Source organism: Nocardia sp. (assembly GCF_025465275.1).
In the GTDB taxonomy this organism is placed as follows: Bacteria; Actinomycetota; Actinomycetes; order Mycobacteriales; family Mycobacteriaceae; genus Nocardia.
Map to the genome: position 1 here is coordinate 1 of NZ_JAODNK010000020.1, position 20,184 is coordinate 20,184.

Below are 20,184 nucleotides of genomic sequence, written 5' to 3' on the forward strand. Positions count from 1 at the left end.
GTACCTATACCCCTCGACTGGACGACAAAGGGCGACTCACGTTGCCTGCGAAGTTCCGGGACGAGCTGGCGGGAGGGTTGATGGTCACGAAGGGTCAAGACCACAGCCTTGCCGTATATCCGAAGGACGAGTTCACCGCGCTTGCGCGGCGAGCTGCGGCCGCGTCTCGAAGCAATCCGCAGGCTCGCGCATTTGTCCGAGCCCTGGCTGCCTCCTCGGACGAACAGCGTCCGGACGCACAGGGCCGCATCGTGTTGTCGGCTGAGCATCGTCGCTACGCAAGCCTTTCCAAGGACTGTGTGGTGATCGGCTCGGTCGACTTCCTCGAAATATGGGACAAGGCGGCGTGGGATTCCTACCTCGCCGAGCATGAGGAGGATTACTCGCAGGCTGGAGACGAGTCGCTGGGCGAGATCTTCTAAGCGCCCACAAGCGAGGCGAGTGCCCTGCGGCCTCTGCCCGACGCGGACCCTGACGTACTTCCCCAACGCCAGGTGCCGTGCTTCGGTCAGAGACCCTGGGGCATTGGCCACCCACTGATCAGTGCAGAGTTCACTGTGAGTGCAGAGTCCAATCGCAAGCGACCCGTCAGTGGTCGTGCGACGAAATGTGAGGTCCGGGAGGTCGAAGGTGCACCCAGGCAATGACGGTCCCCGCCATGTCCCGGTTCTCCTCGATCGTGCAGACGAAATCCTCGGTCCCGCAATGGATACCGTGGATGGCGCCGTCTATCTCGATTGCACACTCGGACTTGGTGGCCATGCCGAACACTTCTTGCGCACCTACCCGAATATTCGTCTCATCGGGTTGGATCGCGATACCGAGGCTCTGAAGCTGGCGGGGGAGCGACTACGCCCCTACGAAAACCGGATCACCCTGGTGCACACCAGATATGACGGGATCGCCGACGCGCTGGAGCAGGCCGGTTTGCCGCCGCTCCGTAGCGTGCAGGCGATTCTGATGGATCTCGGTGTCTCCTCCATGCAACTGGACGAGGCCGAACGCGGCTTTGCCTACTCCATCGATGCCCCGCTCGATATGCGGATGGACTCCAGCACCGGCCCCACGGCCGCCGATGTGCTCAATACCTATGGGCACGGCGATCTGGCCCGGGTGCTGAAGGTCTACGGCGAGGAACGCTTCGCGGGCAAGATCGCCTCGGAAGTACTGCGCCGCAGGCAGAAAACCCCCTTCGTCACCAGCGCGCAGCTGGTGGAACTGCTCTACGACGCCATCCCGGCCGCGGCCCGCCGTACCGGTGGTCATCCGGCCAAGCGCACCTTCCAGGCGCTGCGGGTGGAGGTGAATCGGGAGCTCGAATCTCTCGAAGCCGCGGTGCCGGCGGCCCTGGACGCGCTCGCGCCCGGCGGCCGGATCGTGTTCATGAGCTATCAATCTCTCGAGGACCGGGTGGTCAAGGCGGAGTTGGCGAAGCGCACCGCTTCGCGGACCCCACTGGACCTGCCCGTTGAATTGCCCGGCATGGGACCGGAATTCAAGATCCTGACCCGCGGTGCGGAGAAGGCGACCGAGCAGGAGATCGAAGACAATCCGCGGGCCACTCCGGTGCGCATGCGGGCAGCCGAACGGATCGTTGGGGAGGTTCAGGCGTGAGCGGTCAAGCCCGGAGGCGGCAGCGGAGCGTAAACATGGAGGGCTCCGCTCATGCCTGCATATATACAGTCATGAGGTTCCGGACTCGGAGGTCACACGCGCGCCCGGCGTGCAAAGGGGCCGCCCTATGACGACGATCAGGGCACAGGCGACGGGCCGGGGGGCTCGGCGGGTGCAGGCGGCGGAGCAGGTGAAATCGGGTGCGGCGCAACGGGCTTACGCGCGCCGGCGCAGCCGCGAGCGCACCGAACTGCCGCAGTTGCTGCGGCGCACGGGCGAATCCGTGCCGCGCGGCCGGATGTCGTTCGTGGCCACCATCATCGCGCTGCTGGGCTGTGGCCTGGCGGTGACGCTGCTGCTGACCACGCGCTCCACCGAGGACAGCTATCAGCTCGGTGATGCCCGGCGTGTCAATCAGCAGCTCTCGGATGAGCGGGCGGCGCTGCAGCGTGAGGTGGAGTCGGCCGATTCGGCGCCCGAACTGGCCGCGCGCGCAGCGGAATTGGGCATGATCCCGGCCAAGGATCCGGCGCGCCTGCTGGTGGCCCCGGATGGTTCGGTGACGGTGATCGGCAATCCGATTCCCGCACAGGGCTCCCCGGCCCCGCCGCTGAATACCACTCCGCAGGTGCCGGTGGCGCAGCCGCCGAAACTGGTGCAGGCACAGGGTGAGCGGCTGGTCCCGGTGACCACGACGCCCAACCCGCCCACTACCGCGCCCACGACGGCGCAGCCGCCGCAGTCACCCGCTCTGCAGGCCGCGCCGAACGGAACGCCTCGATGAGTTTTTCCCGCGCAGTGCGCGGCGGTCGTGATTCCGGCCGGGGGCGGGTCGCTGCCGGTCGGAGCCGAACCGGCTCCGGCCGTGCGGGTTCCGGGCCGGGCCGCACGGCCAGACCGCGTGCTGCTCCGGGCATGGACGCCTCGACGCGATTCCGCTTCGGGATGGGCCGGTTCGTCATGTTGCTGGCGCTGCTGGTCGCCGCCGCCCAATTGCTCTGGATTCAAAGCTGGTCCGCGCCGACCCTGTCGGCAGAGGCGGCCAGTCAGCGCACGGTGAAGCTGCCCGATCCCGCGACCCGCGGTCCCATCACCGACCGCTACGGCAAATCGCTGGCCTTCACCATTGCCGCGAAGGCGCTCACCTTCCAGCCCGTGAAGGTCCGCAAGGAACTGGCCGATGCGCGTACCAAGAACCCGTCGGCGCCGGATCCGGATGATCGACTGCAGGCCATTGCCAAGTACATTCACCAGAAGCTGGGCAATGACGCGCTGGAGAAGGATCTGCTGACGAAGCTGCGCAGCGACGATTCGTTCTCCTATCTGGTGCGCAATGTGGACCCGCAGGTGGCGGCCGATATCAGCCTGCAGTACCCCGAGGTCGGCACCGAACGCCAGGACATGCGTGAGTATCCGGGTGGTTCGCTGGCCGCCAATATGATCGGCGCGACCGGCTGGGACGGGCACGGGCAGATCGGCCTGGAGTCGGCGATGGATGCGATCCTCGCGGGCTCGGACGGTTCCATGACCTATGACCGCGGTTCCGACGGCGCCGTCATTCCGGGCAGCTGGCGCGACCGCGTACCGGCCGTGAACGGTTACGGCGTAGAGCTGACCCTGGATTCGGATCTGCAGTACTACGTGCAGCAGCAGGTGCAGCAGGCCAAGGATATGTCGGGCGCGCAGGCTGCTTCCGCGGTCGTGCTGGACGCACACACCGGCCAGGTGCTGGCCATGGCCAATGATTCGACCTTCAATCCCGCACTGGGACCGCAGTATTGGTCGCAGTCCGATCTGGGCAACCCGTCGGTGCAGTCGGTGTACGAGCCGGGCTCGGTCAACAAGATCGTCACCGCGGCCGCCGCCATCGAATACGGTCTCACGACTCCCGATGAGGTGCACCAGGTTCCGGGCAGCATCAATCTGGGCGGTGTCACCGTCAGCGATGCCTGGGTGCACGGCGTGGCGCCGTACACCACCACCGGCATCTTCGGTAAGTCCTCGAACGTCGGCACACTGATGCTGGCGCAGCGGGTCGGCGAGGACCGCTGGTACGACATGGTCAAGAAGTTCGGCATCGGCCAGCGCACCGGTGTGGGCCTGCCCGGCGAGAGCGCGGGCGTCCTGCCCGCCCGTGATCAATGGTCCGGCTCCACCTTCGCGAACCTGCCCATCGGCCAGGGTCTTTCGATGACGACGCTGCAGATGACCTCGATGTACCAGGCCATCGCCAATGACGGTGTGCGCATTCCGCCGCGCATTGTGAAGGCCAGGATCGCTCCCGACGGCGCCCGGACCGAAGAGGATCAGCCCGACAGCGTCAAGGTGGTCAGCCCGCAGACGGCGCAGACGCTGCGGCAGATGTTCGAGGCGATCGTGCAGAAGGATCCGCAGGGCGGCAACCAGACCGGCACCGGCACCCAGGCCGCCATCGAGGGGTATCAGGTGGCGGGCAAGACCGGTACCGCGCAGCAGATCGACCAGAAATGTCACTGCTACTCGAACGATCGCTACTGGATCACCTTCGCCGGAATGGCGCCCGCGGACAACCCCCGCTATGTGGTCGGCATGATGCTGGACGCACCCGTCCGCAGCTCCGACGGCAGTGGCGGCGGATCGGCCGCACCGCTGTTCCACAGCATTGCGTCCTGGGCACTGCAGCGCGATCGGGTGCCGCCGTCACCACCGGCCAAACCACTGATTCTGCAGGCGAGTTAGAGCAGGTAGACGATGGCAGTGACCCAGACCGCTCCCGGCGCGTGCAGGGGCGGGTGACCGAACTGCGCCGTGCCGATCGCACGGGGATCGAACACAGGTAACCTGACTCGTCGATCCGAGTCCCATCGTCGGATTCATATCTATGACCACATCCCGGAGAGGAGCTTCGTGCCCGCGCAGTCCAGCCCGCAGGTACTTCGGCCCGCCGCACCGCCGGTGACCACCCTGCGCACGGTGGCGGAGTTGACGGGCGTGCAGCTCGGCAGTAGCGAGTCGCAAGTGCAGATCACCGGTATCGAGCAGCGCTCGAATGCGGTGCTGCCGGGGGATCTGTTCGCCGGCCTGGCCGGTACGCATGCGCACGGCGCCCGATTTGCCCGGGATGCGGTGGAGCGCGGCGCCGTCGCCATCTTCACCGATCCGGCGGGCGCGGAGCTCATCGGCGCGATCGAGGTGCCGGTGCTCGTGCACGATGCGCCGCGCTCGGTGCTCGGCGAATTGTCTTCGGCGCTCTACGGTGATCCCTCTCGCACACTGCGCATCATCGGTATCACCGGCACCTCGGGCAAAACCACCACCGCATATCTGGTGGAGGCGGGTCTCGCGGCAGCCGGTTTCCGCACCGCGCTGCTCGGCACCATCGAGACCCGCATCGGCGGCGTCCGGGTGCCGTCGGCGCTCACCACCCCCGAGGCCCCGCAATTGCATGCCATGTTCGCCGTCATGGTGGAGCAGGGTGTGCAGGCGGTGGTCATGGAGGTCTCCAGCCATGCGCTCGCGCTGGGCCGGGTGGACGGGGTGCGGTTCGCGGTCGGCGCGTTCACCAATCTTTCGCAGGACCACCTGGATTTCCACGCCGATTTCGAGGACTACTACGCGGCCAAGCGCCGCCTGTTCGTTCCCGATGATTCGGCCGTGGTGCCCGCCGCCAAGGCGGTGCTCTGCATCGACGACGAGTGGGGCACCCGGCTGGCCGGTGATGTGTCCGTCGCGGCCATGGCGAACGGGCAGCCGGAGATCGTGACCGTGACCACGCGCCCCGGCGTGGGCGCGGACTGGATTGCCGGTGCAGTCACCCCCGGTGCGGCCGCCCAGCAGTTCGAGGCCTCCGGTCCCGGTGTGAATCTGGATGTGCGCCTGCGACTTCCGGGCGCGTACAACATCGCCAACGGCCTGCTCGCGCTCGCGGTGTGCGCGGCGGCCGGTGCCGATGTGGCCACTGCCGCATCGGCTTTGGGTGAAGTGGATGTGCCCGGGCGCATGCAGCGGGTGGAACGCGGACAGGATTTCCTGGCCGTGGTCGACTACGCGCACAAGCCCGCGGCCATCGAATCGGTGGTGGCGACCTTGCGTGCGCTGCTCGCCGAACAAGAACGAGGACGGCTGGCGGTCGTGGTCGGTGCCGGTGGTGATCGCGATGCCGGGAAGCGCCCGCTCATGGGTGCGGCCGGGGCGCGCGGCGCCGATCTGCTGATCATTACCGACGACAATCCACGCAGTGAGGATCCGGCGGCCATCCGCGCCGCCGTCCGTGCCGGAGCCGACGAGGTTCCGCCGGGCGAACGCGGAGAGGTCCGGGAGGTCGGGGACCGGGCCGACGCCATCACCGCCGCCGTCGACTGGGCGAGCCCCGGCGACGTGGTGCTGATCGCGGGCAAGGGACATGAGACAGGGCAGGAGATTTCGGGAGTGAAGTATCCGTTCGACGACCGCGAGGTGCTCGCGGCGGCCTTGTCGCGAAGGACGAGGGACCTGACGCATTCATGATCGAGATGACTTTGCGGGAGATTGCGGAGATCGTGGGCGGCACGCTGCACGATGTCCCCGACCCCGACGTATCGATCACCGGGGCGGCCGAATTCGATTCGCGCCGAATCACTTCCGGTGATCTGTTCCTGGCGCTGCCGGGTGAGCACACCGACGGCCACGATTTCGCGGCCCGGGCGGTGACCGCGGGTGCGGTCGCCGTGCTGGCCGCGCGACCGGTAGGCGTTCCGGCCATTGTGGTCGCGCCGCGGCCGCACGCCAGCCGCGCCATCGCGCTGGCGCACGACACCGACGGGTCCGGCGCCGCGGTACTCGAGGCCCTGGCCAAGCTGGCCCGCGCGAGCGTGGACCGTTTGGCGGCGGCTGGCAGCCTCACCGTGGTCGGCGTGACCGGCTCCTCCGGCAAGACCTCCACCAAGGATCTGCTCGCGGCGGTCCTGGCCCCGCTGGGTGAGGTCGTCGCACCGCCCGGCTCATTCAACAACGAACTCGGCCATCCCTGGACGGCCCTGCGCGCCGACGCGAATACCCGCTTCCTGGTCCTCGAGCTCTCCGCCCGCGGACCGGGACATATCAAGGCGCTCACCGAAATTGCCCCGCCGAATGTCGGCGTGGTGCTCAATATCGGCACCGCGCACCTCGGCGAATTCGGCAGCCAGGAAGTCATCGCTCAGACCAAAGGTGAACTTGTGGAAGCGCTTCCGGCCTCCGGCCTGGCGGTGCTGAATCTCGACGATCATCTGGTCGCCAAGATGGCCGGGCGCACGCAGGCCCGCGTGGTCACGGTCGGCACGAATTCGAACGCCGATGTGCGCGCCACCGACGTCACCATGGACGAGCAGGCCCGGGCGCGATTCACGTTGCACCACAACGGCGAAAGCGTCCCGGTACAGCTCGCGGTGCACGGTGAGCATCAGGTCGGCAATGCGCTGTCCGCCGCCGCGGTGGCGCTGAACCAGGGCGCCGATCTGGCGACCGTGGCCCGCGCGCTCGAAGGCGCGAACGCGGCCTCGGCCCGCCGCATGGATGTGCGCACCCGCCCCGACGGCGTGACCGTCATCAACGACTCCTACAACGCCAACCCGGATTCGGTGCGGGCGGCTCTCAAGGCGCTCGTCACCATGGCGCGCGCCGCCGGCGCCGACGGGCAGGGCCGCGAAGTCGGCCGCCGCCGCAGTTGGGCCGTGCTCGGTGAAATGGGTGAGCTCGGCGATGAATCGGTGATCGAACACGACCGCATCGGCCGGCTCGTGGTGCGGTTGGACGTGGACCGGCTCATAGTGGTCGGCACCGGGCGGCCCTCGCACGGCATGCATCAGGGAGCGGTGATGGAAGGTTCGTGGGGTGCGGAGTCGATACTGGTTCCCGATCTCGAGACCGCCATCGAGATCCTCGATGCCGAACTCGAATCGGGTGATGTGGTGCTGGTGAAGGCCTCGAAGTCGGTGGGGCTCTGGACGGTTGCCGAGCACCTGCTCGCCACTGCGGAGACACAGCAGGAGGCCGCGCAATGACCCAGATTCTGCTGTCGGCGGCCATTGCGCTCGCCGTCTCCATCCTGCTGACGCCCGCGGTGATCAGCTGGTTCGCCAAACAGGGCTTCGGCCAGGAGATCCGGGTCGACGGCCCGGAGAGCCACAAGGCCAAGCGCGGCACCCCCACCATGGGCGGCGTCGCCATCATCATCGGCATGTGGGCCGGTTACCTGGGCTCGCACCTGATCTCGATGAGCTACGGCGAACCCGGTCCGTCCGCCTCCGGTCTGCTGGTCATGGGACTGGCGACCGCGCTCGGCGCGGTCGGCTTCCTGGACGACATGATCAAACTGCGCAAGCAGCGCAACCTCGGCCTCACCGCCGCGGGCAAGTACATCGGCCAGCTGGCCTCGGCGATCATCTTCGGGGTGCTGGCGCTGCAGTTCAAGGGCGCCAACGGTTTGACGCCCGCCAGCCGGCACCTGTCCTACACCCGCGACATCACCACGGTGTCCATGGGCGTGGTGATCTTCCTGGCGTTCGTCTCGCTGATCGTGGTGGCCTGGTCCAATGCGGTGAACCTGACCGACGGCCTGGACGGGCTGGCGGCCGGTTCCATCAGTCTGGTGCTGGGCGCGTACATGATCATCACCTTCTGGCAGTGGCGCAATGCCTGCTCCACGCATCCGGAGGCGGGCTGCTACAACGTGCGTGATCCGCTGGATCTAGCTCTGGTGTGCGCCGCCGGCGGTGCGGCCTGTATCGGCTTCCTGTGGTGGAATGCCGCGCCCGCCAAGATCTTCATGGGCGATACGGGTTCGCTGGCGCTGGGCGGTCTGCTCGCGGGCCTGTCCATCACCACCCGCACCGAGCTGCTGATGATCGTCATCGGCGCGCTCTTCGTTGCCGAGGCGGCCTCGGTGATCCTGCAGGTGGCGGTGTTCCGCACCACGCGGAACCGATTGTTCAAGATGGCGCCGTTCCATCACCACTTCGAATTGAGCGGGTGGGCGGAAACGACGGTGATCATACGGTTCTGGTTGCTGGCCGGTATGGCGTCGGCGATCGGTCTGGGCCTGTTCTACAGCGATTACCTCTCTGCGGTCGGGTGAACTGATGGTCGAACATTCTCCGAGGGTCCTGCGTTCGCCGGGCCCCATGCTCGAATTCCTGCGTGGTCGTGACGTTCTCGTCGCCGGCTGGGGGGTGTCGGGGCGCTCGCTGGTCGAGCCGCTCCAGGACATCGGCGCCCGCCCGATCGTCACCGACGGCGGCGCCAAGGCGCTGGCCGAGGCCGCCGAACTAGGTTTGGCGACAGCCACTTCCGCGGATCTGCTGGAACCCGATGCGCTGCAACGGTTCGCGCTGGTGATCACCAGCCCGGGCTGGCGGCCGGATTCCCCGGTGCTGGCTTCGGCTGTCACCGAGGGCATTCCGGTCTGGGGCGATGTCGAGTTCGCGTGGTGGGTCGATCAGGCCCGCATCTACGGCCCGGTCCGCAAGTGGCTGGTCATCACCGGCACCAACGGCAAGACCACCACCACCCAGATGACGCATTCGATCCTGCGCGCCGCGGGCATTCCCAGTGTGGCGTGCGGCAATATCGGCCTGCCCATTCTGGATGCGCTGCGGCGCAGTCCCGGTCCCCAGGTGCTCGCCGTGGAACTGTCCTCGTTCCAACTGCATTGGGCGCCGTCGGTGCGGCCCGAGGCCGGTGTGGTGCTGAATGTGGCCGAGGATCACCTGGATTGGCACGGCGGCCTGGACGCCTACGCGGCGGCCAAGGCGCGCGCGCTCACCGGACGGGTCGGCGTGGTCGGCCTGGATGATCAGGTCGCGGCCGCGCTGGCGCGAAAGTCCAAGGCGCGCCGCACCGTCGGATTCCGCATCGGTGTTCCCGCCGACGGCGAACTCGGTGTGGTGGACGGCAAACTGCTCGATCGCGCCTTCACCAAGGCCGCCATCCTGGCCGAGGTGGGCGATATCAGCCCGCCGGGTCCGGCCGGTGTGGCCGACGCCCTCGCGGCGGCGGCGCTCACCCGATCCATCGATGTCGCTCCGCAGTTCGTGAAGGAGGGCCTGCAGGAGCACAGGGTGGGCCCGCATCGCGCCGCCTTCGTGCGGGAACTGTGCGGCGTCGAATTCGTCGACGACTCCAAGGCCACCAACCCGCATGCCGCGCGCTCCTCGATCATGGCGCACCAGTCGGTGATCTGGGTGGCGGGCGGTCAGCTCAAGGGCGCCAGCGTCGAGGACCTCGTCGAAGAGGTGCGCGAACTGCTCGTGGCCGCCGTGGTTTTCGGCGCGGACGCCGCCGTGATCGCCGCCGCACTGGCGCGACACGCCCCGGATGTCCCCGTCGTGGAGCTGAATTCGGGGGACGATGCAGGCATGGGTGACCCCTTCGCCGAAGTCGAACCCGAAGCGGTGATGGCCCGTGCGGTCCGCGTGGCCGCCGGGTATGCCACCCGCGGCGACACCGTGCTGCTGGCTCCGGCCGCGGCTTCACTGGATATGTTCGCCGACTACACGCATCGTGGGCGAAGTTTCGTGGCAGCGGTGCAGGCCCTGGACGAAAAGGACATCGGGAGAACGGAATGACGGCACCGCGGCGGGCAGCGAAGGAGTCGCCGCGGCAGGCCGCGAAAGAGTCACCGCGACAGGCCGCGAAAGAGTCGCCGCGGCGAGCCGCGAAAGAGTCACCGCGCCGCGCGGCCAAGGACGCACCGCGGGCCGCGTGGTTCGTGGCTTGGCTGGCCCGCCCGCTCGCCTCGTTCCACCTGGTGGTCGCGATCGCGATCCTGCTCACCCTGCTCGGCCTGGTGATGGTGCTCTCCGCCTCCAGCGTCGAGTCCTATGCCGACGGCAAATCCGCGTATTCGCTGTTCATGCTGCAGGTCGCGATGGCGGCCTTCGGTGCGGTGCTGTTCTATATCGCACTGCGGATTCCGATGCGGGTGATGCGGCGGCTGTCGTTCCCGGTCTTCGCGCTGTCGGTGGTGCTGCTGGTCCTGGTGCTGATCCCCGGCATCGGTACCAAGGTGCAGGGTTCGCAGCGCTGGTTCGACCTGGGTGTGGTCTCGGTGCAGCCGTCCGAGATCGCCAAGGTGACGCTGGTGGTGTGGGGTTCGCATCTGCTCGCCTCACGGCAGACCGAGAAGGCCGGGTACAAGGACCTGCTCATGCCGCTGGTCCCCGCGGGCCTGCTGGTGTGTTTCCTGGTCGTGCTGGAGCCGAACCTGTCCACCACCATCGCGCTCGGCATCGTGCTCACCTCGCTGCTGTGGTTCGGCGGGCTGCCGCTGCGCATGTTCGTCACCATCGCGGTGTCGGGCGGTGTGGCCGCCGGTGTGCTGGCGCTGTCGGCGGGTTACCGCTCGGACCGTATGCGGGCCTTCTTCAGCCCCGGCAGTGATCCGCAGGGCATCGGCTATCAGGCCCGCCAGGCCAAGTTCTCCCTTGCCGACGGCGGTATCTGGGGGCGCGGCCTCGGCCAGTCCCGGGCCAAGTGGAGCTATCTGCCCAACGCGCACAACGACTTCATCTTCGCGATCATCGGCGAGGAGCTCGGTTTCCTCGGATGTGCTTTGGTGCTGGGCCTTTTCGCGCTGTTCGTCTACGCCGGCCTGCGCATCGCGACCCGGTCGGCGGACCCGTTCATCCGCCTGCTGACCGGCAGCGCCACCACCTGGATCACCGGGCAGGCGTTCATCAATGTCGGCTATGTGGTGGGCCTGCTGCCGGTGACCGGCCTGCAGCTGCCGCTGGTCTCGGCAGGTGGTTCCTCGCTGGCCATCACGCTGCTCATGTTCGGCATCATCGCCAATGCCGCCCGGCACGAACCGGAGGCGGTGGCGGCGCTGCAGGCCGGACAGGACGGGCGCTTCAGCCGGCTGCTGCGGCTGCCGATACCCGAAATGTATTCGCCCGCACGGGCGCAGGCCGCCCGGGCGCGCAAGAAGCCCAAGCCGAAACCGAAGCCCAAGCCCAAGGCGGGCGTCAAGGCCGCCCCGCAGCGCCGCGCCCTGCCGCCCAGCGGCCGCGGCCGGGGTGGCAGTGATGCGGCGGCGCGGCGTTCCGTAGATTCCGATACCGCCAGGCGCACCAGCCGCTCCACCGAATCGTGGCGCAGCACGCGGGCCTGGGAGCCCAGCTATCCGACGAAACACGATAGGGACAGGGGACGTTCGAGGTGACAGTGGAGCGGCCGCTCTCGGTGATCGTGGCGGGCGGTGGCACCGCAGGGCATATCGAACCCGCATTGGCGGTGGCCGACGCGCTACGACGGCGGGACCCGGCCATCCGGGTGACGGCGCTGGGCACCCAGCGCGGCCTGGAGACGAAGCTCGTCCCCGAACGCGGTTATCCGCTGGAGTTGATTCCGCCGGTTCCCCTGCCGCGCAAGCCCACCGCCGATCTGCTGCGGCTGCCCGGCCGGGTGCTGGCCTCCATGCGCCGCACCCGCGAGGTCATCGACGCGGTGCAGGCGGATGTGATCGTCGGCTTCGGCGGCTATGTGGCACTGCCCGCGTATCTGGCCGCCGGACGCGGGGCCACGCGCCGCCGCAAGGTGCCCGTCGTGGTGCACGAGGCCAATGCCATGGCCGGTATCGCCAATAAGATCGGCGCCCGCGTGGCGGCGAGAGTGCTGGCGGCAGCACCGAACTCGGGCGTGCGCTCGCGCGGTCGCGCCGATGCCGAGGTGGTGGGCATTCCGGTGCGCTCGGCCATCACCACCCTGAACCGGGCGGCGCTGCGGGCCCAGGCGCGCGAGCACTTCGGGCTGCCCGCCGGCGGACCGGTGCTGCTGGTGTTCGGCGGTTCGCAGGGCGCGCGCAGTTTGAACGAGGCGGTGTCGGCCGCCGCACCGCAGCTGACCGCCGCCGGTGTCTCGGTGCTGCACGCGCACGGCCCCAAGAACACCCTGACCCTCGCGGGCCTGCACGAACCCGCGAAATACATTGCGGTGCCGTACCTGTCGCAGATGGCCCTGGCCTATGCGGCCGCCGACGCCGTCGTGTGCCGCTCCGGCGCCATGACGGTCGCCGAGGTCTCCGCGGTCGGCCTGCCCGCCTTCTATGTGCCGCTACCGCACGGCAATGGGGAGCAGGAACTCAATGCGCGGCCGGTGATGGCCGCGGGCGGTGGCAGAATCGTGGCGGACGCGGAGCTGACTCCGAAATACGTGATCGACGAGGTGATACCGCTGCTCCTGGATTCCGATCGACTGGCGGCCATGGGCCGCGCGGCCGCCGGTGCCGGGCATCGCGACGCCGCGGACGAGGTTGCGCGCATTGTGCTGGAGGTGGCAGGTCGTGAGTGAAGCATCGGACAACCGGAACGTGATCGTCGAACAGGAGACGGACCTACCCCCGCTGCTGCAGCGCGTGCACATGATCGGCATCGGCGGCGCCGGTATGTCCGGCATCGCGCGGATCCTGCTCTCGCGTGGCGGCATGGTGTCCGGTTCGGATGCCAAGGAGAGCCGCGGCGTGCTGGCGCTGCGGGCGCGCGGCGCCCAGGTGCGCATCGGCCACGACGCCGGCGCCCTGGACCTGCTGCCCGGCGGCCCGACCGCCGTGGTGACCACCTACGCCGCCATTCCCAAGACCAATCCCGAACTGGTGGAGGCACATCGGCGCGGACTGCCGGTGCTGCTGCGCCCGGCGGTGCTGGCCGAGCTCATGCAGGGCCACAAGACCCTGCTGGTCTCCGGTACCCACGGCAAGACCTCCACCACCTCCATGCTGGTGGTGGCGCTGCAGCACACCGGCGCGGACCCGTCCTTCGCGGTCGGCGGCGAACTGAACGAATCGGGCACCAATGCCCACCACGGCACCGGCGGCATCTTCGTGGCCGAGGCCGATGAGAGCGACGCCTCGCTGCTGCAGTACGCACCGGATGTCGCGGTGGTCACCAATATCGAATCCGACCACCTGGACTACTTCGGCACCGACGAGGCCTACACCCAGGTCTTCGACGATTTCGTGGACCGCCTGCAGCCCGGCGGCAGCCTGATCGTCTGCCTCGACGACGCGGGCTCGCTGGGCCTGGCCGAGCGCACGGTGGCGCGGCTGGCCGAGAATCCGCGCGATATCGAGGTGATCGGTTACGGCTCGGGCGATTTCACGGCCGCCGGACTCACCGTCGGCGCGCAGATGCTGTCCTGGGAGCCGCGCGATGTCGGCGGTGTCGCGGTGTTCCAGCTCTCCGGCGAACCCGCCGCCCGCACCATGCGGCTCTCGGTGCCCGGCCGTCATATGGCCTTGAACGCGCTCGGCGCCCTGCTGGCCGCCCGCGCGGCCGGCGCCGATATGGGCGAAATCATCCAGGGCCTGGAGGGTTTCGGCGGTGTGCACCGGCGCTTCCAGCTCACCGGCCGGGAGAACGGCGTGCGCGTCTTCGACGACTACGCCCACCATCCGACCGAGGTGCGAGCGGTACTGAGCGCCGCCGCGGAACTGGTGGCACAGGAGGCCCGCGACGGCGCCCGCTCGCGTCCCGGCCGGGTCATCGTGGTCTTCCAGCCGCACTTATACAGTCGCACCGCCACTTTCGCGACCGAGTTCGGCACCGCCCTGTCCCTCGCGGACGAGGTCGTGGTGCTCGATGTGTACGGCGCGCGGGAAGAGCCGCTGCCCGGGGTGAACGGTGCGCTGGTGGCCAATGCCGTCACCAAACCCGTGCACTATCAGCCGGATATGTCGCGAGTGGGCCGCCAGGTGGCGGCTCTCGCGCGGCCCGGCGATGTGGTGATCACCATGGGCGCGGGCGATGTGACCATGCTGGGCGGCCAGATTCTCGACGGGCTGCGCGCACGACCTTCGCACGGGCGGTGAGCGGATATGAGTCGGGGCGGGGGAGACGGCAGTGTGACCGATCGGACCGGGGACAGTTGGTCCGATGACGCTGTCGCCGACGATGATTCGGCCGCCCGGGCGGCGGCCCGGCGCGCTCGTCTACGGCGCGGCCGGACTCGCGGCAGCCGGTTCACGAACCAGGACGGTGCCTCCCGGCTGCGGCAGGCCTGGGGATCACGGCGAGTGCGCATCGGTGCGGCGGCGGGTGTCGTCCTGCTGATCGCACTGGGCCTCACGGCCTGGTTCTCGCCGATCTTCGCGGTGCGCTCGGTACGGATCGACGGTCTGCACGCGGTGCCGGAAGCCCAGGTGCTGGACGCGCTCCAGGTGCCCGACGGGTTGTCCATGATGCGGCTGGACACCACCGCCATGGCCGAACGGGTGGCGCAGCTGCCCAAGGTGCGCAGCGTGCGGGTGCAGCGGGAATTCCCGTCCAGCGTGCAGGTGACCGTGGTGGAGCGCATCCCCGTGCTCTTCTTCGATGCTCCGGACGGACCGCACCTGCTCGATTCCGACAGTGTGGAATTCGCGATCGAACCGCCCCCGGACACCGCGCCCAAACTGGTGACCGACCATCCGGGCGGTAATGATCCGGTGACCAAGGCGGCGGTTGCGGTCATGTCCGCCGTCCCGCCGAGCCTCGGCGTGGGACAGGTTGTGGCCCGCTCGGTTTCGGATATTGCTCTCCAGTTGCGGGATGGGCGTACCGTGCTGTGGGGAGGGGCAGGCGATTCGCAGCGGAAGGCGGCGGTGGCTGTCCCGCTGCTCACCCAGCCCGGCAACGTATTCGATGTTTCGAGTCCGAATCTGGCCACGGTAAAGTGAGCGACACCCATTGGGCCGCCGGAATTTTCGGGTGGCTTGCCGGAGTGTCACCGCCGGCGCCCATCCTGGCACCGGAGGGCAACCGTCCAAGATACGATGCCTGGTGGGTCGAACGAGGTGGATCACACAAGATTCTGATTCTCGTTTCGGCGCGCCTGCGCACGTATTGCGGTGGCTGCGAATACCGTTTCGGCCCAGTCGGATACTTGACATAAGGCTAAAGCTATGGTTGAGGGTTTATCAACCCGAGATCACCGGCCCGGCATACGGCGAGCATCTGTTAGACGACAAGCTTTTTGGATCTAAGGAAGGCGAGAGCCCATGACGCCCCCGCACAACTACCTTGCGGTGATCAAGGTCGTCGGTATCGGCGGCGGCGGCGTGAATGCCGTCAACCGGATGATCGAACAGGGACTCAAGGGAGTCGAGTTCATCGCGGTCAACACCGACGCGCAGGCTCTGCTGATGAGTGACGCGGACGTCAAGCTCGACGTCGGCCGCGAACTGACCCGAGGCCTGGGCGCCGGCGCCGACCCCGAGGTCGGCCGCAAGGCCGCCGAGGACCACAAGGACGAGATCGAAGAGGTGCTCAAGGGCGCCGATATGGTCTTCGTGACCGCCGGCGAGGGCGGCGGCACCGGCACCGGCGGCGCACCCGTCGTGGCGGGCATCGCCCGCAAGCTGGGCGCGCTCACCATCGGTGTTGTCACGCGGCCCTTCTCGTTCGAGGGCAAGCGGCGCAGCAATCAGGCCGAGGCGGGCATCCAGGCGCTCCGCGAATCCTGCGACACCCTCATCGTCATCCCCAACGACCGGCTGCTGCAGCTCGGCGACGCGGCGGTGAGCCTCATGGACGCCTTCCGCTCGGCGGATGAGGTGCTGCTCAACGGTGTTCAGGGCATTACCGACCTGATCACCACCCCGGGTCTGATCAATGTCGACTTCGCGGACGTCAAGTCCGTCATGTCCGGTGCGGGCAGCGCCCTCATGGGCATCGGCTCCGCGCGTGGTGAGGGCCGTTCCGTGAAGGCCGCCGAGTCGGCGATCAATTCGCCACTGCTCGAGGCCTCTATGGACGGCGCGCACGGTGTGCTGCTTTCCATCGCGGGCGGCTCCGATCTCGGTCTGTTCGAGATCAACGAGGCCGCCTCACTGGTGCAGGAGGCCGCGCACATCGAGGCCAATATTATTTTCGGAACGGTCATCGATGACTCCCTCGGCGACGAGGTACGAGTGACGGTGATCGCCGCGGGTTTTGACGGTAGCGGCCCCGCCCGCCGCATAGAGCCCGCGGTAGGTCGCACCGGTACCACCTCTTCCTCCTTCGGAACGGCTCGCGCCACCGCCGGAGAAGTGACTCGCGCCAGCGAATACACCAGTGCCCGCGCCCCCGAACCGGCCCCGGCCCGCCAGGAACCCGTCGCGGCTCCCGTCGCGCAGACCCCGCCGCCCTCCTCGGGCCGCGGCCCCGCCCCCTCCTACGAATCCCCGCGCCCCTCGGTAGATCCGACGGTCGCCCACAACAACCGCACCCACATCCAGCCCCCGGATGCCGACGACGACGACGTCGACGTCCCCTCCTTCATGCGGCGGTAAGTAAGCGCCCCCAGCTCCAACCGAAAGCCCGCAATACGAACTCGTATTGCGGGCTTTCGGCTGTGCGGGCCACTGAACCAGCCCGCACTAGCTCCCATCCCGGTGATTGCACCCACATCGTCAGTGACGCAACAACGGACCGCATGAGCTGCAATCGGACCGCATGAGCCCCGGGCAACTCCCCGCCCCGTCATCCCGGCATGCTTTTGGCCGGGATCCACACAGGCTGTGCTCGAGCAGGTTTCGTGGATTCGGGCCGGTGGCATGCGGGAACTATGCGAGCCGACGTGATGCGCGCCAGACTTGCGGTCGTGCGCTGAGGGGGCCGGGAACCTGATCGGTAGGCCGGGGAGTTGCTTGAGGGTGGCTACTACCCTTGGCAGTATGACTTCGACTGCGCAGACTTTTCGGACCAGGCGAGTGGTGACGTCGCGGGCGGGCGGGTTCTCGCAAGCGCCGTACGACTCGTTCAATCTCGGTGATCATGTCGGGGACGATCCGGAGGCTGTGCGGCGCAATCGGGTTCGGCTCGCGGAGAGTCTCGGGCTGCCGCCGGAGAATCTCGTCTGGATGGAGCAGATCCACTCCCGCACCGTGGAGATCGTGGACGGGCCGCGCGGCGAGGCGGTGCCTGCCACGGATGCGCTGGTGACCACCCGGCGTGATCTGGCGCTGGTGACGCTGAGCGCCGACTGTGTGCCGGTGCTGCTGTCCGATGACGAGGCGGGTGTGATCGCCGCCGTGCACGCGGGCCGCATCGGCGCGCGCATCGGGATCGTGCCGAAGGTGCTCGAGGCGATGGTGTCGGTGGGCGCGCGCGTGGAACGGATCGGAGCCTTCCTGGGTCCGGCGGCCAGCGGTCGCCAGTACGAGGTGCCCGCCGCCATGCGCGCCGATGTCGAGAAGCATCTGCCCGGCAGCGCCACCACAACTGTCCGGGGCACTCCGGGCCTGGATCTGCGCGCGGGGCTTCGGCGTCAACTGCTGGAGGCGGGCGTGAGCGGTGTCGCCATCGACCCGCGCTGCACCATCGAGGACAAAGCACTGTTCAGCCACCGGCGCGGCGCGCCGACGGGAAGACTCGCCGGTGTGATTTGGATGTCATCGGAGGGAATCCAAGAATGACCGAAAACCTGGGCGTGGCAGCCGATTCTGCGGAGTCCGCCGCAGCCGCGGGTGCGGCCGGGCTCACATCCGCACCCGATCGGGTCGCGCAATTGTCGGCGGCGCTTACCGCGCTGAACGAGCGCATCGATGCAGCGTGCAGGGCTGCGGGACGTGCCCGCGACACCGTGCGACTGCTCCCGGTGACCAAGTTCCACCCGGCCTCGGATATCGAGATCCTCTATGGTCTGGGACTGCGCGAGTTCGGTGAATCGCGCGAACAGGAGGCCTCGGACAAAGTGGCGCAACTGCGCCATCTGTCGCAAGTGCGCTGGGAATTCATCGGCAGGTTGCAGCGGAACAAGGCGAAATCCGTTGCCACCTGGGCAGATACGGTCTATTCGGTCGATAGCGACCGCTTGGTCACCGCCCTTGACGCCGGGGCCCGCGCGGCCCTCGATACGGGGGAGCGGAGTGCCCCGCTGCGCGTCCTGCTTCAGGTCAGTCTGGACGCCGACCCCACCCGTGGAGGTGTCTCGGACACTGCCATGCTCGACCTCGCCGATCAGCTCGAAAAATCGGCATCACTGCAGCTCGCAGGCCTGATGGCGATCCCGCCGCTGGATGCCGATCCGGACGACGCGTTCGAGCGACTCGCCCGTATGCACGCTTCACTTTTGTCGGCACATCCCCAGGCCAGCGAGCTGTCGGCGGGCATGTCAAGTGATTTGGAAGCGGCAATCCGCCACGGATCCACGTGCGTGCGTGTCGGTACCGCTTTGATGGGCGCTCGACCGATAACCTCGGCGTAGCAAAGAAACCTCATCAGTCACATATGAAACATATGCTTGGTGTCGGACGAGGACTGAGCAGGACAACACCCCAGGCCAACCGGGGCCGAAGGAAGGTCGACCAGATGAGCACGCTGCACAAGTTCAAGGCGTACTTCGGCATGGTTCCGCTCGAGGACTACGAAGACGACTACGTCGAGGACCGCGGTCCCCGCGGCGCCACCGACGAACGTGCCCCGCGCCGGCCCCGGCCTTACACCGAGCGCGATTACGACCGGTACGAGCACGAGCGCTACGACGACGAGCCCGCGTACGCCGCGGAGCCGCCGCCGTACAAGGCCCCGTACAAGCCCGCCTACAGCGCCACGTCGCGCCGCGACGAGTACTCCGACGAATACGCGGACGACCGCGACCGCTACGACGCGCCGCGTCGCCCCACCCGCATCGACACTGCCCCGTCCAGCCGCACCCGGTCCATGGGTGGTGGCGGCGCGTCCATGGTGCGCGGCACCACGCGCGGTGCGCTCGCCGTGGACCCGGAGGCCGAGCGGCGCATGGAAGAGCTGCGGATGGAGGAGCGCCGGCTGGAACAGCAGCCGCCGCGTCCCTCCGCGATCTTCAACGACGGAGGCCCCTTGTCCAAGATCACCACATTGCGCCCGCGCACCTATGCCGAAGCCGCCATCATCGGCGAGCGTTTCCGCGACGGCACCCCGGTGATCATGGATCTGGTCGAGATGAGCAATAGCGATGCCCGCCGCCTGGTGGATTTCGCCGCCGGTCTGGCCTTCGCACTGCGTGGCTCCTTCGACAAGGTCGCCACCAAGGTCTTCCTGCTTTCCCCCGCTGACGTGGATGTTTCCGCCGAGGAGCGCCGCAAGCTCGCCGAAAACGGCTACTACAACCAGAAGTAGGCTGTATTTTCTGCCTCCGCTTCGCTCCGGCGGGTTCGGGGCCCTGTTACCCGGTTCTTCCCTCCTTCCGCTCCTCCGCTTCGCTCCCCCGCTCCACTCGGTCCAGAACCGGGCGGGCCCCGAACATGCGAGTTGAGCTGTGTCGCGACCTGCGAGTTGAGCTGTATCGCGGCAATATTCATGGGGCTTGACTCTTGTCGCCCTGTCGATGTGACCGGAACGGCCTCCGGGTCAACATAATCCGAGTGTCTGCCGTCGCCCGTGAGGGAGCCTCTTATGTCTGACTTGTCAGGGTGCCTTGCCGGACTTGTCGCGATATCGGGCCCGACTTGTCGGATCTGCCACAACCACACTGTGACCGGCTCGACCGGTGTTCCTATTTTGCGCGTCACCGTTTCTGAGGCAGAGTGAACGTCGTGGCCCTGTTCCAGGTGTTGAACCTACTGCTGTTCCTCTTCTGGCTCCTGCTGATCAGCCGAGTCATCGTCGAGTTCATTCGCAGCTTCGCGCGGGACTGGCG

General features: G+C 67.9%; 16 protein-coding genes and 1 pseudogene. All 17 read left to right on the forward strand.

Features of this window, described 5'->3' with window-relative positions; genetic code table 11:
- Positions 1-422, forward strand: a 422-nt coding sequence (mraZ, locus tag JWN03_RS04670) for a division/cell wall cluster transcriptional repressor MraZ (RefSeq protein WP_297610197.1), incomplete at its 5' end; no start/stop codon positions are given.
- 187 nt (positions 423-609) lie between these two features.
- On the forward strand, positions 610-1,614 hold the full coding sequence (gene rsmH / locus JWN03_RS04675) for a 16S rRNA (cytosine(1402)-N(4))-methyltransferase RsmH (RefSeq protein WP_297610200.1): 1,005 nt from the start codon (positions 610-612) through the stop codon (positions 1,612-1,614).
- Positions 1,615-1,741: 127 nt separating this feature from the next.
- The gene (locus tag JWN03_RS04680) at positions 1,742-2,398 is read left to right on the forward strand and encodes a hypothetical protein (RefSeq protein ID WP_297610203.1); all 657 of its coding nucleotides are present in this window, start codon (positions 1,742-1,744) and stop codon (positions 2,396-2,398) included.
- Positions 2,399-2,529: 131 nt separating this feature from the next.
- The gene (locus JWN03_RS04685) at positions 2,530-4,332 is read left to right on the forward strand and encodes a peptidoglycan D,D-transpeptidase FtsI family protein (protein WP_297610206.1); all 1,803 of its coding nucleotides are present in this window, start codon (positions 2,530-2,532) and stop codon (positions 4,330-4,332) included.
- A 168-nt stretch (positions 4,333-4,500) separates the two neighbouring features.
- The gene (locus tag JWN03_RS04690) at positions 4,501-6,099 is read left to right on the forward strand and encodes a UDP-N-acetylmuramoyl-L-alanyl-D-glutamate--2,6-diaminopimelate ligase (protein ID WP_297610208.1); all 1,599 of its coding nucleotides are present in this window, start codon (positions 4,501-4,503) and stop codon (positions 6,097-6,099) included.
- Entirely contained in the window at positions 6,096-7,613 is a 1,518-nt protein-coding gene (locus JWN03_RS04695) for a UDP-N-acetylmuramoyl-tripeptide--D-alanyl-D-alanine ligase (RefSeq protein WP_297610211.1), read from the forward strand. The genes JWN03_RS04690 and JWN03_RS04695 overlap by 4 nt, the downstream gene beginning before the upstream one ends.
- Positions 7,610-8,686 (forward strand): phospho-N-acetylmuramoyl-pentapeptide-transferase, encoded by a 1,077-nt coding sequence (gene mraY / locus JWN03_RS04700; protein WP_297610214.1) that lies wholly within the window; start codon positions 7,610-7,612, stop codon positions 8,684-8,686. Before JWN03_RS04695 ends, mraY begins: the two co-directional genes overlap by 4 nt.
- Positions 8,687-8,732: 46 nt before the next feature.
- The gene (gene murD, locus JWN03_RS04705; protein WP_297610234.1) at positions 8,733-10,175 is read left to right on the forward strand and encodes a UDP-N-acetylmuramoyl-L-alanine--D-glutamate ligase; all 1,443 of its coding nucleotides are present in this window, start codon (positions 8,733-8,735) and stop codon (positions 10,173-10,175) included.
- Complete coding sequence (gene ftsW, locus JWN03_RS04710; RefSeq protein ID WP_297610217.1) at positions 10,172-11,770, forward strand: putative lipid II flippase FtsW; 1,599 nt, start codon at positions 10,172-10,174, stop codon at positions 11,768-11,770. The genes murD and ftsW overlap by 4 nt, the downstream gene beginning before the upstream one ends.
- Entirely contained in the window at positions 11,767-12,897 is a 1,131-nt protein-coding gene (murG, locus tag JWN03_RS04715) for an undecaprenyldiphospho-muramoylpentapeptide beta-N-acetylglucosaminyltransferase (RefSeq protein WP_297610220.1), read from the forward strand. Before ftsW ends, murG begins: the two co-directional genes overlap by 4 nt.
- Before the next feature lie 70 nt (positions 12,898-12,967).
- The gene (gene murC, locus JWN03_RS04720) at positions 12,968-14,413 is read left to right on the forward strand and encodes a UDP-N-acetylmuramate--L-alanine ligase (RefSeq protein WP_297610237.1); all 1,446 of its coding nucleotides are present in this window, start codon (positions 12,968-12,970) and stop codon (positions 14,411-14,413) included.
- 33 nt (positions 14,414-14,446) lie between these two features.
- Entirely contained in the window at positions 14,447-15,259 is an 813-nt protein-coding gene (locus JWN03_RS04725) for a cell division protein FtsQ/DivIB (RefSeq protein ID WP_366914364.1), read from the forward strand.
- A 321-nt stretch (positions 15,260-15,580) separates the two neighbouring features.
- On the forward strand, positions 15,581-16,855 hold the full coding sequence (gene ftsZ, locus JWN03_RS04730) for a cell division protein FtsZ (RefSeq protein ID WP_297610223.1): 1,275 nt from the start codon (positions 15,581-15,583) through the stop codon (positions 16,853-16,855).
- A gap of 384 nt (positions 16,856-17,239) precedes the next feature.
- Entirely contained in the window at positions 17,240-17,980 is a 741-nt protein-coding gene (gene pgeF, locus JWN03_RS04735; RefSeq protein WP_297610225.1) for a peptidoglycan editing factor PgeF, read from the forward strand.
- A complete protein-coding gene (locus tag JWN03_RS04740; protein ID WP_297610228.1) occupies positions 17,977-18,771 on the forward strand; it encodes a YggS family pyridoxal phosphate-dependent enzyme in 795 nt (264 codons plus the stop codon). Before pgeF ends, JWN03_RS04740 begins: the two co-directional genes overlap by 4 nt.
- A gap of 104 nt (positions 18,772-18,875) precedes the next feature.
- A complete protein-coding gene (locus JWN03_RS04745) occupies positions 18,876-19,664 on the forward strand; it encodes a cell division protein SepF (RefSeq protein WP_297610231.1) in 789 nt (262 codons plus the stop codon).
- Between the two features lie 416 nt (positions 19,665-20,080).
- Positions 20,081-20,184 (forward strand): annotated as a pseudogene (locus tag JWN03_RS04750) (YggT family protein); the annotation flags it as partial.

What these genes read in the sequence shown, in the direction of transcription:
- mraY (WP_297610214.1), top strand. Translation starts at nt 7,610, where the DNA reads ATGACCCAGATTCTGCTGTCGGCGGCCATTGCGCTCGCCGTCTCCATC.
- JWN03_RS04695 (WP_297610211.1), top strand. Translation starts at nt 6,096, where the DNA reads ATGATCGAGATGACTTTGCGGGAGATTGCGGAGATCGTGGGCGGCACG.
- JWN03_RS04740 (WP_297610228.1), top strand. Translation starts at nt 17,977, where the DNA reads ATGACCGAAAACCTGGGCGTGGCAGCCGATTCTGCGGAGTCCGCCGCA.
- JWN03_RS04685 (WP_297610206.1), top strand. Translation starts at nt 2,530, where the DNA reads ATGGACGCCTCGACGCGATTCCGCTTCGGGATGGGCCGGTTCGTCATG.
- JWN03_RS04680 (WP_297610203.1), top strand. Translation starts at nt 1,742, where the DNA reads ATGACGACGATCAGGGCACAGGCGACGGGCCGGGGGGCTCGGCGGGTG.
- ftsW (WP_297610217.1), top strand. Translation starts at nt 10,172, where the DNA reads ATGACGGCACCGCGGCGGGCAGCGAAGGAGTCGCCGCGGCAGGCCGCG.
- ftsZ (WP_297610223.1), top strand. Translation starts at nt 15,581, where the DNA reads ATGACGCCCCCGCACAACTACCTTGCGGTGATCAAGGTCGTCGGTATC.
- JWN03_RS04745 (WP_297610231.1), top strand. Translation starts at nt 18,876, where the DNA reads ATGAGCACGCTGCACAAGTTCAAGGCGTACTTCGGCATGGTTCCGCTC.
- murD (WP_297610234.1), top strand. Translation starts at nt 8,733, where the DNA reads ATGCTCGAATTCCTGCGTGGTCGTGACGTTCTCGTCGCCGGCTGGGGG.
- murC (WP_297610237.1), top strand. Translation starts at nt 12,968, where the DNA reads ATGATCGGCATCGGCGGCGCCGGTATGTCCGGCATCGCGCGGATCCTG.
- pgeF (WP_297610225.1), top strand. Translation starts at nt 17,240, where the DNA reads ATGACTTCGACTGCGCAGACTTTTCGGACCAGGCGAGTGGTGACGTCG.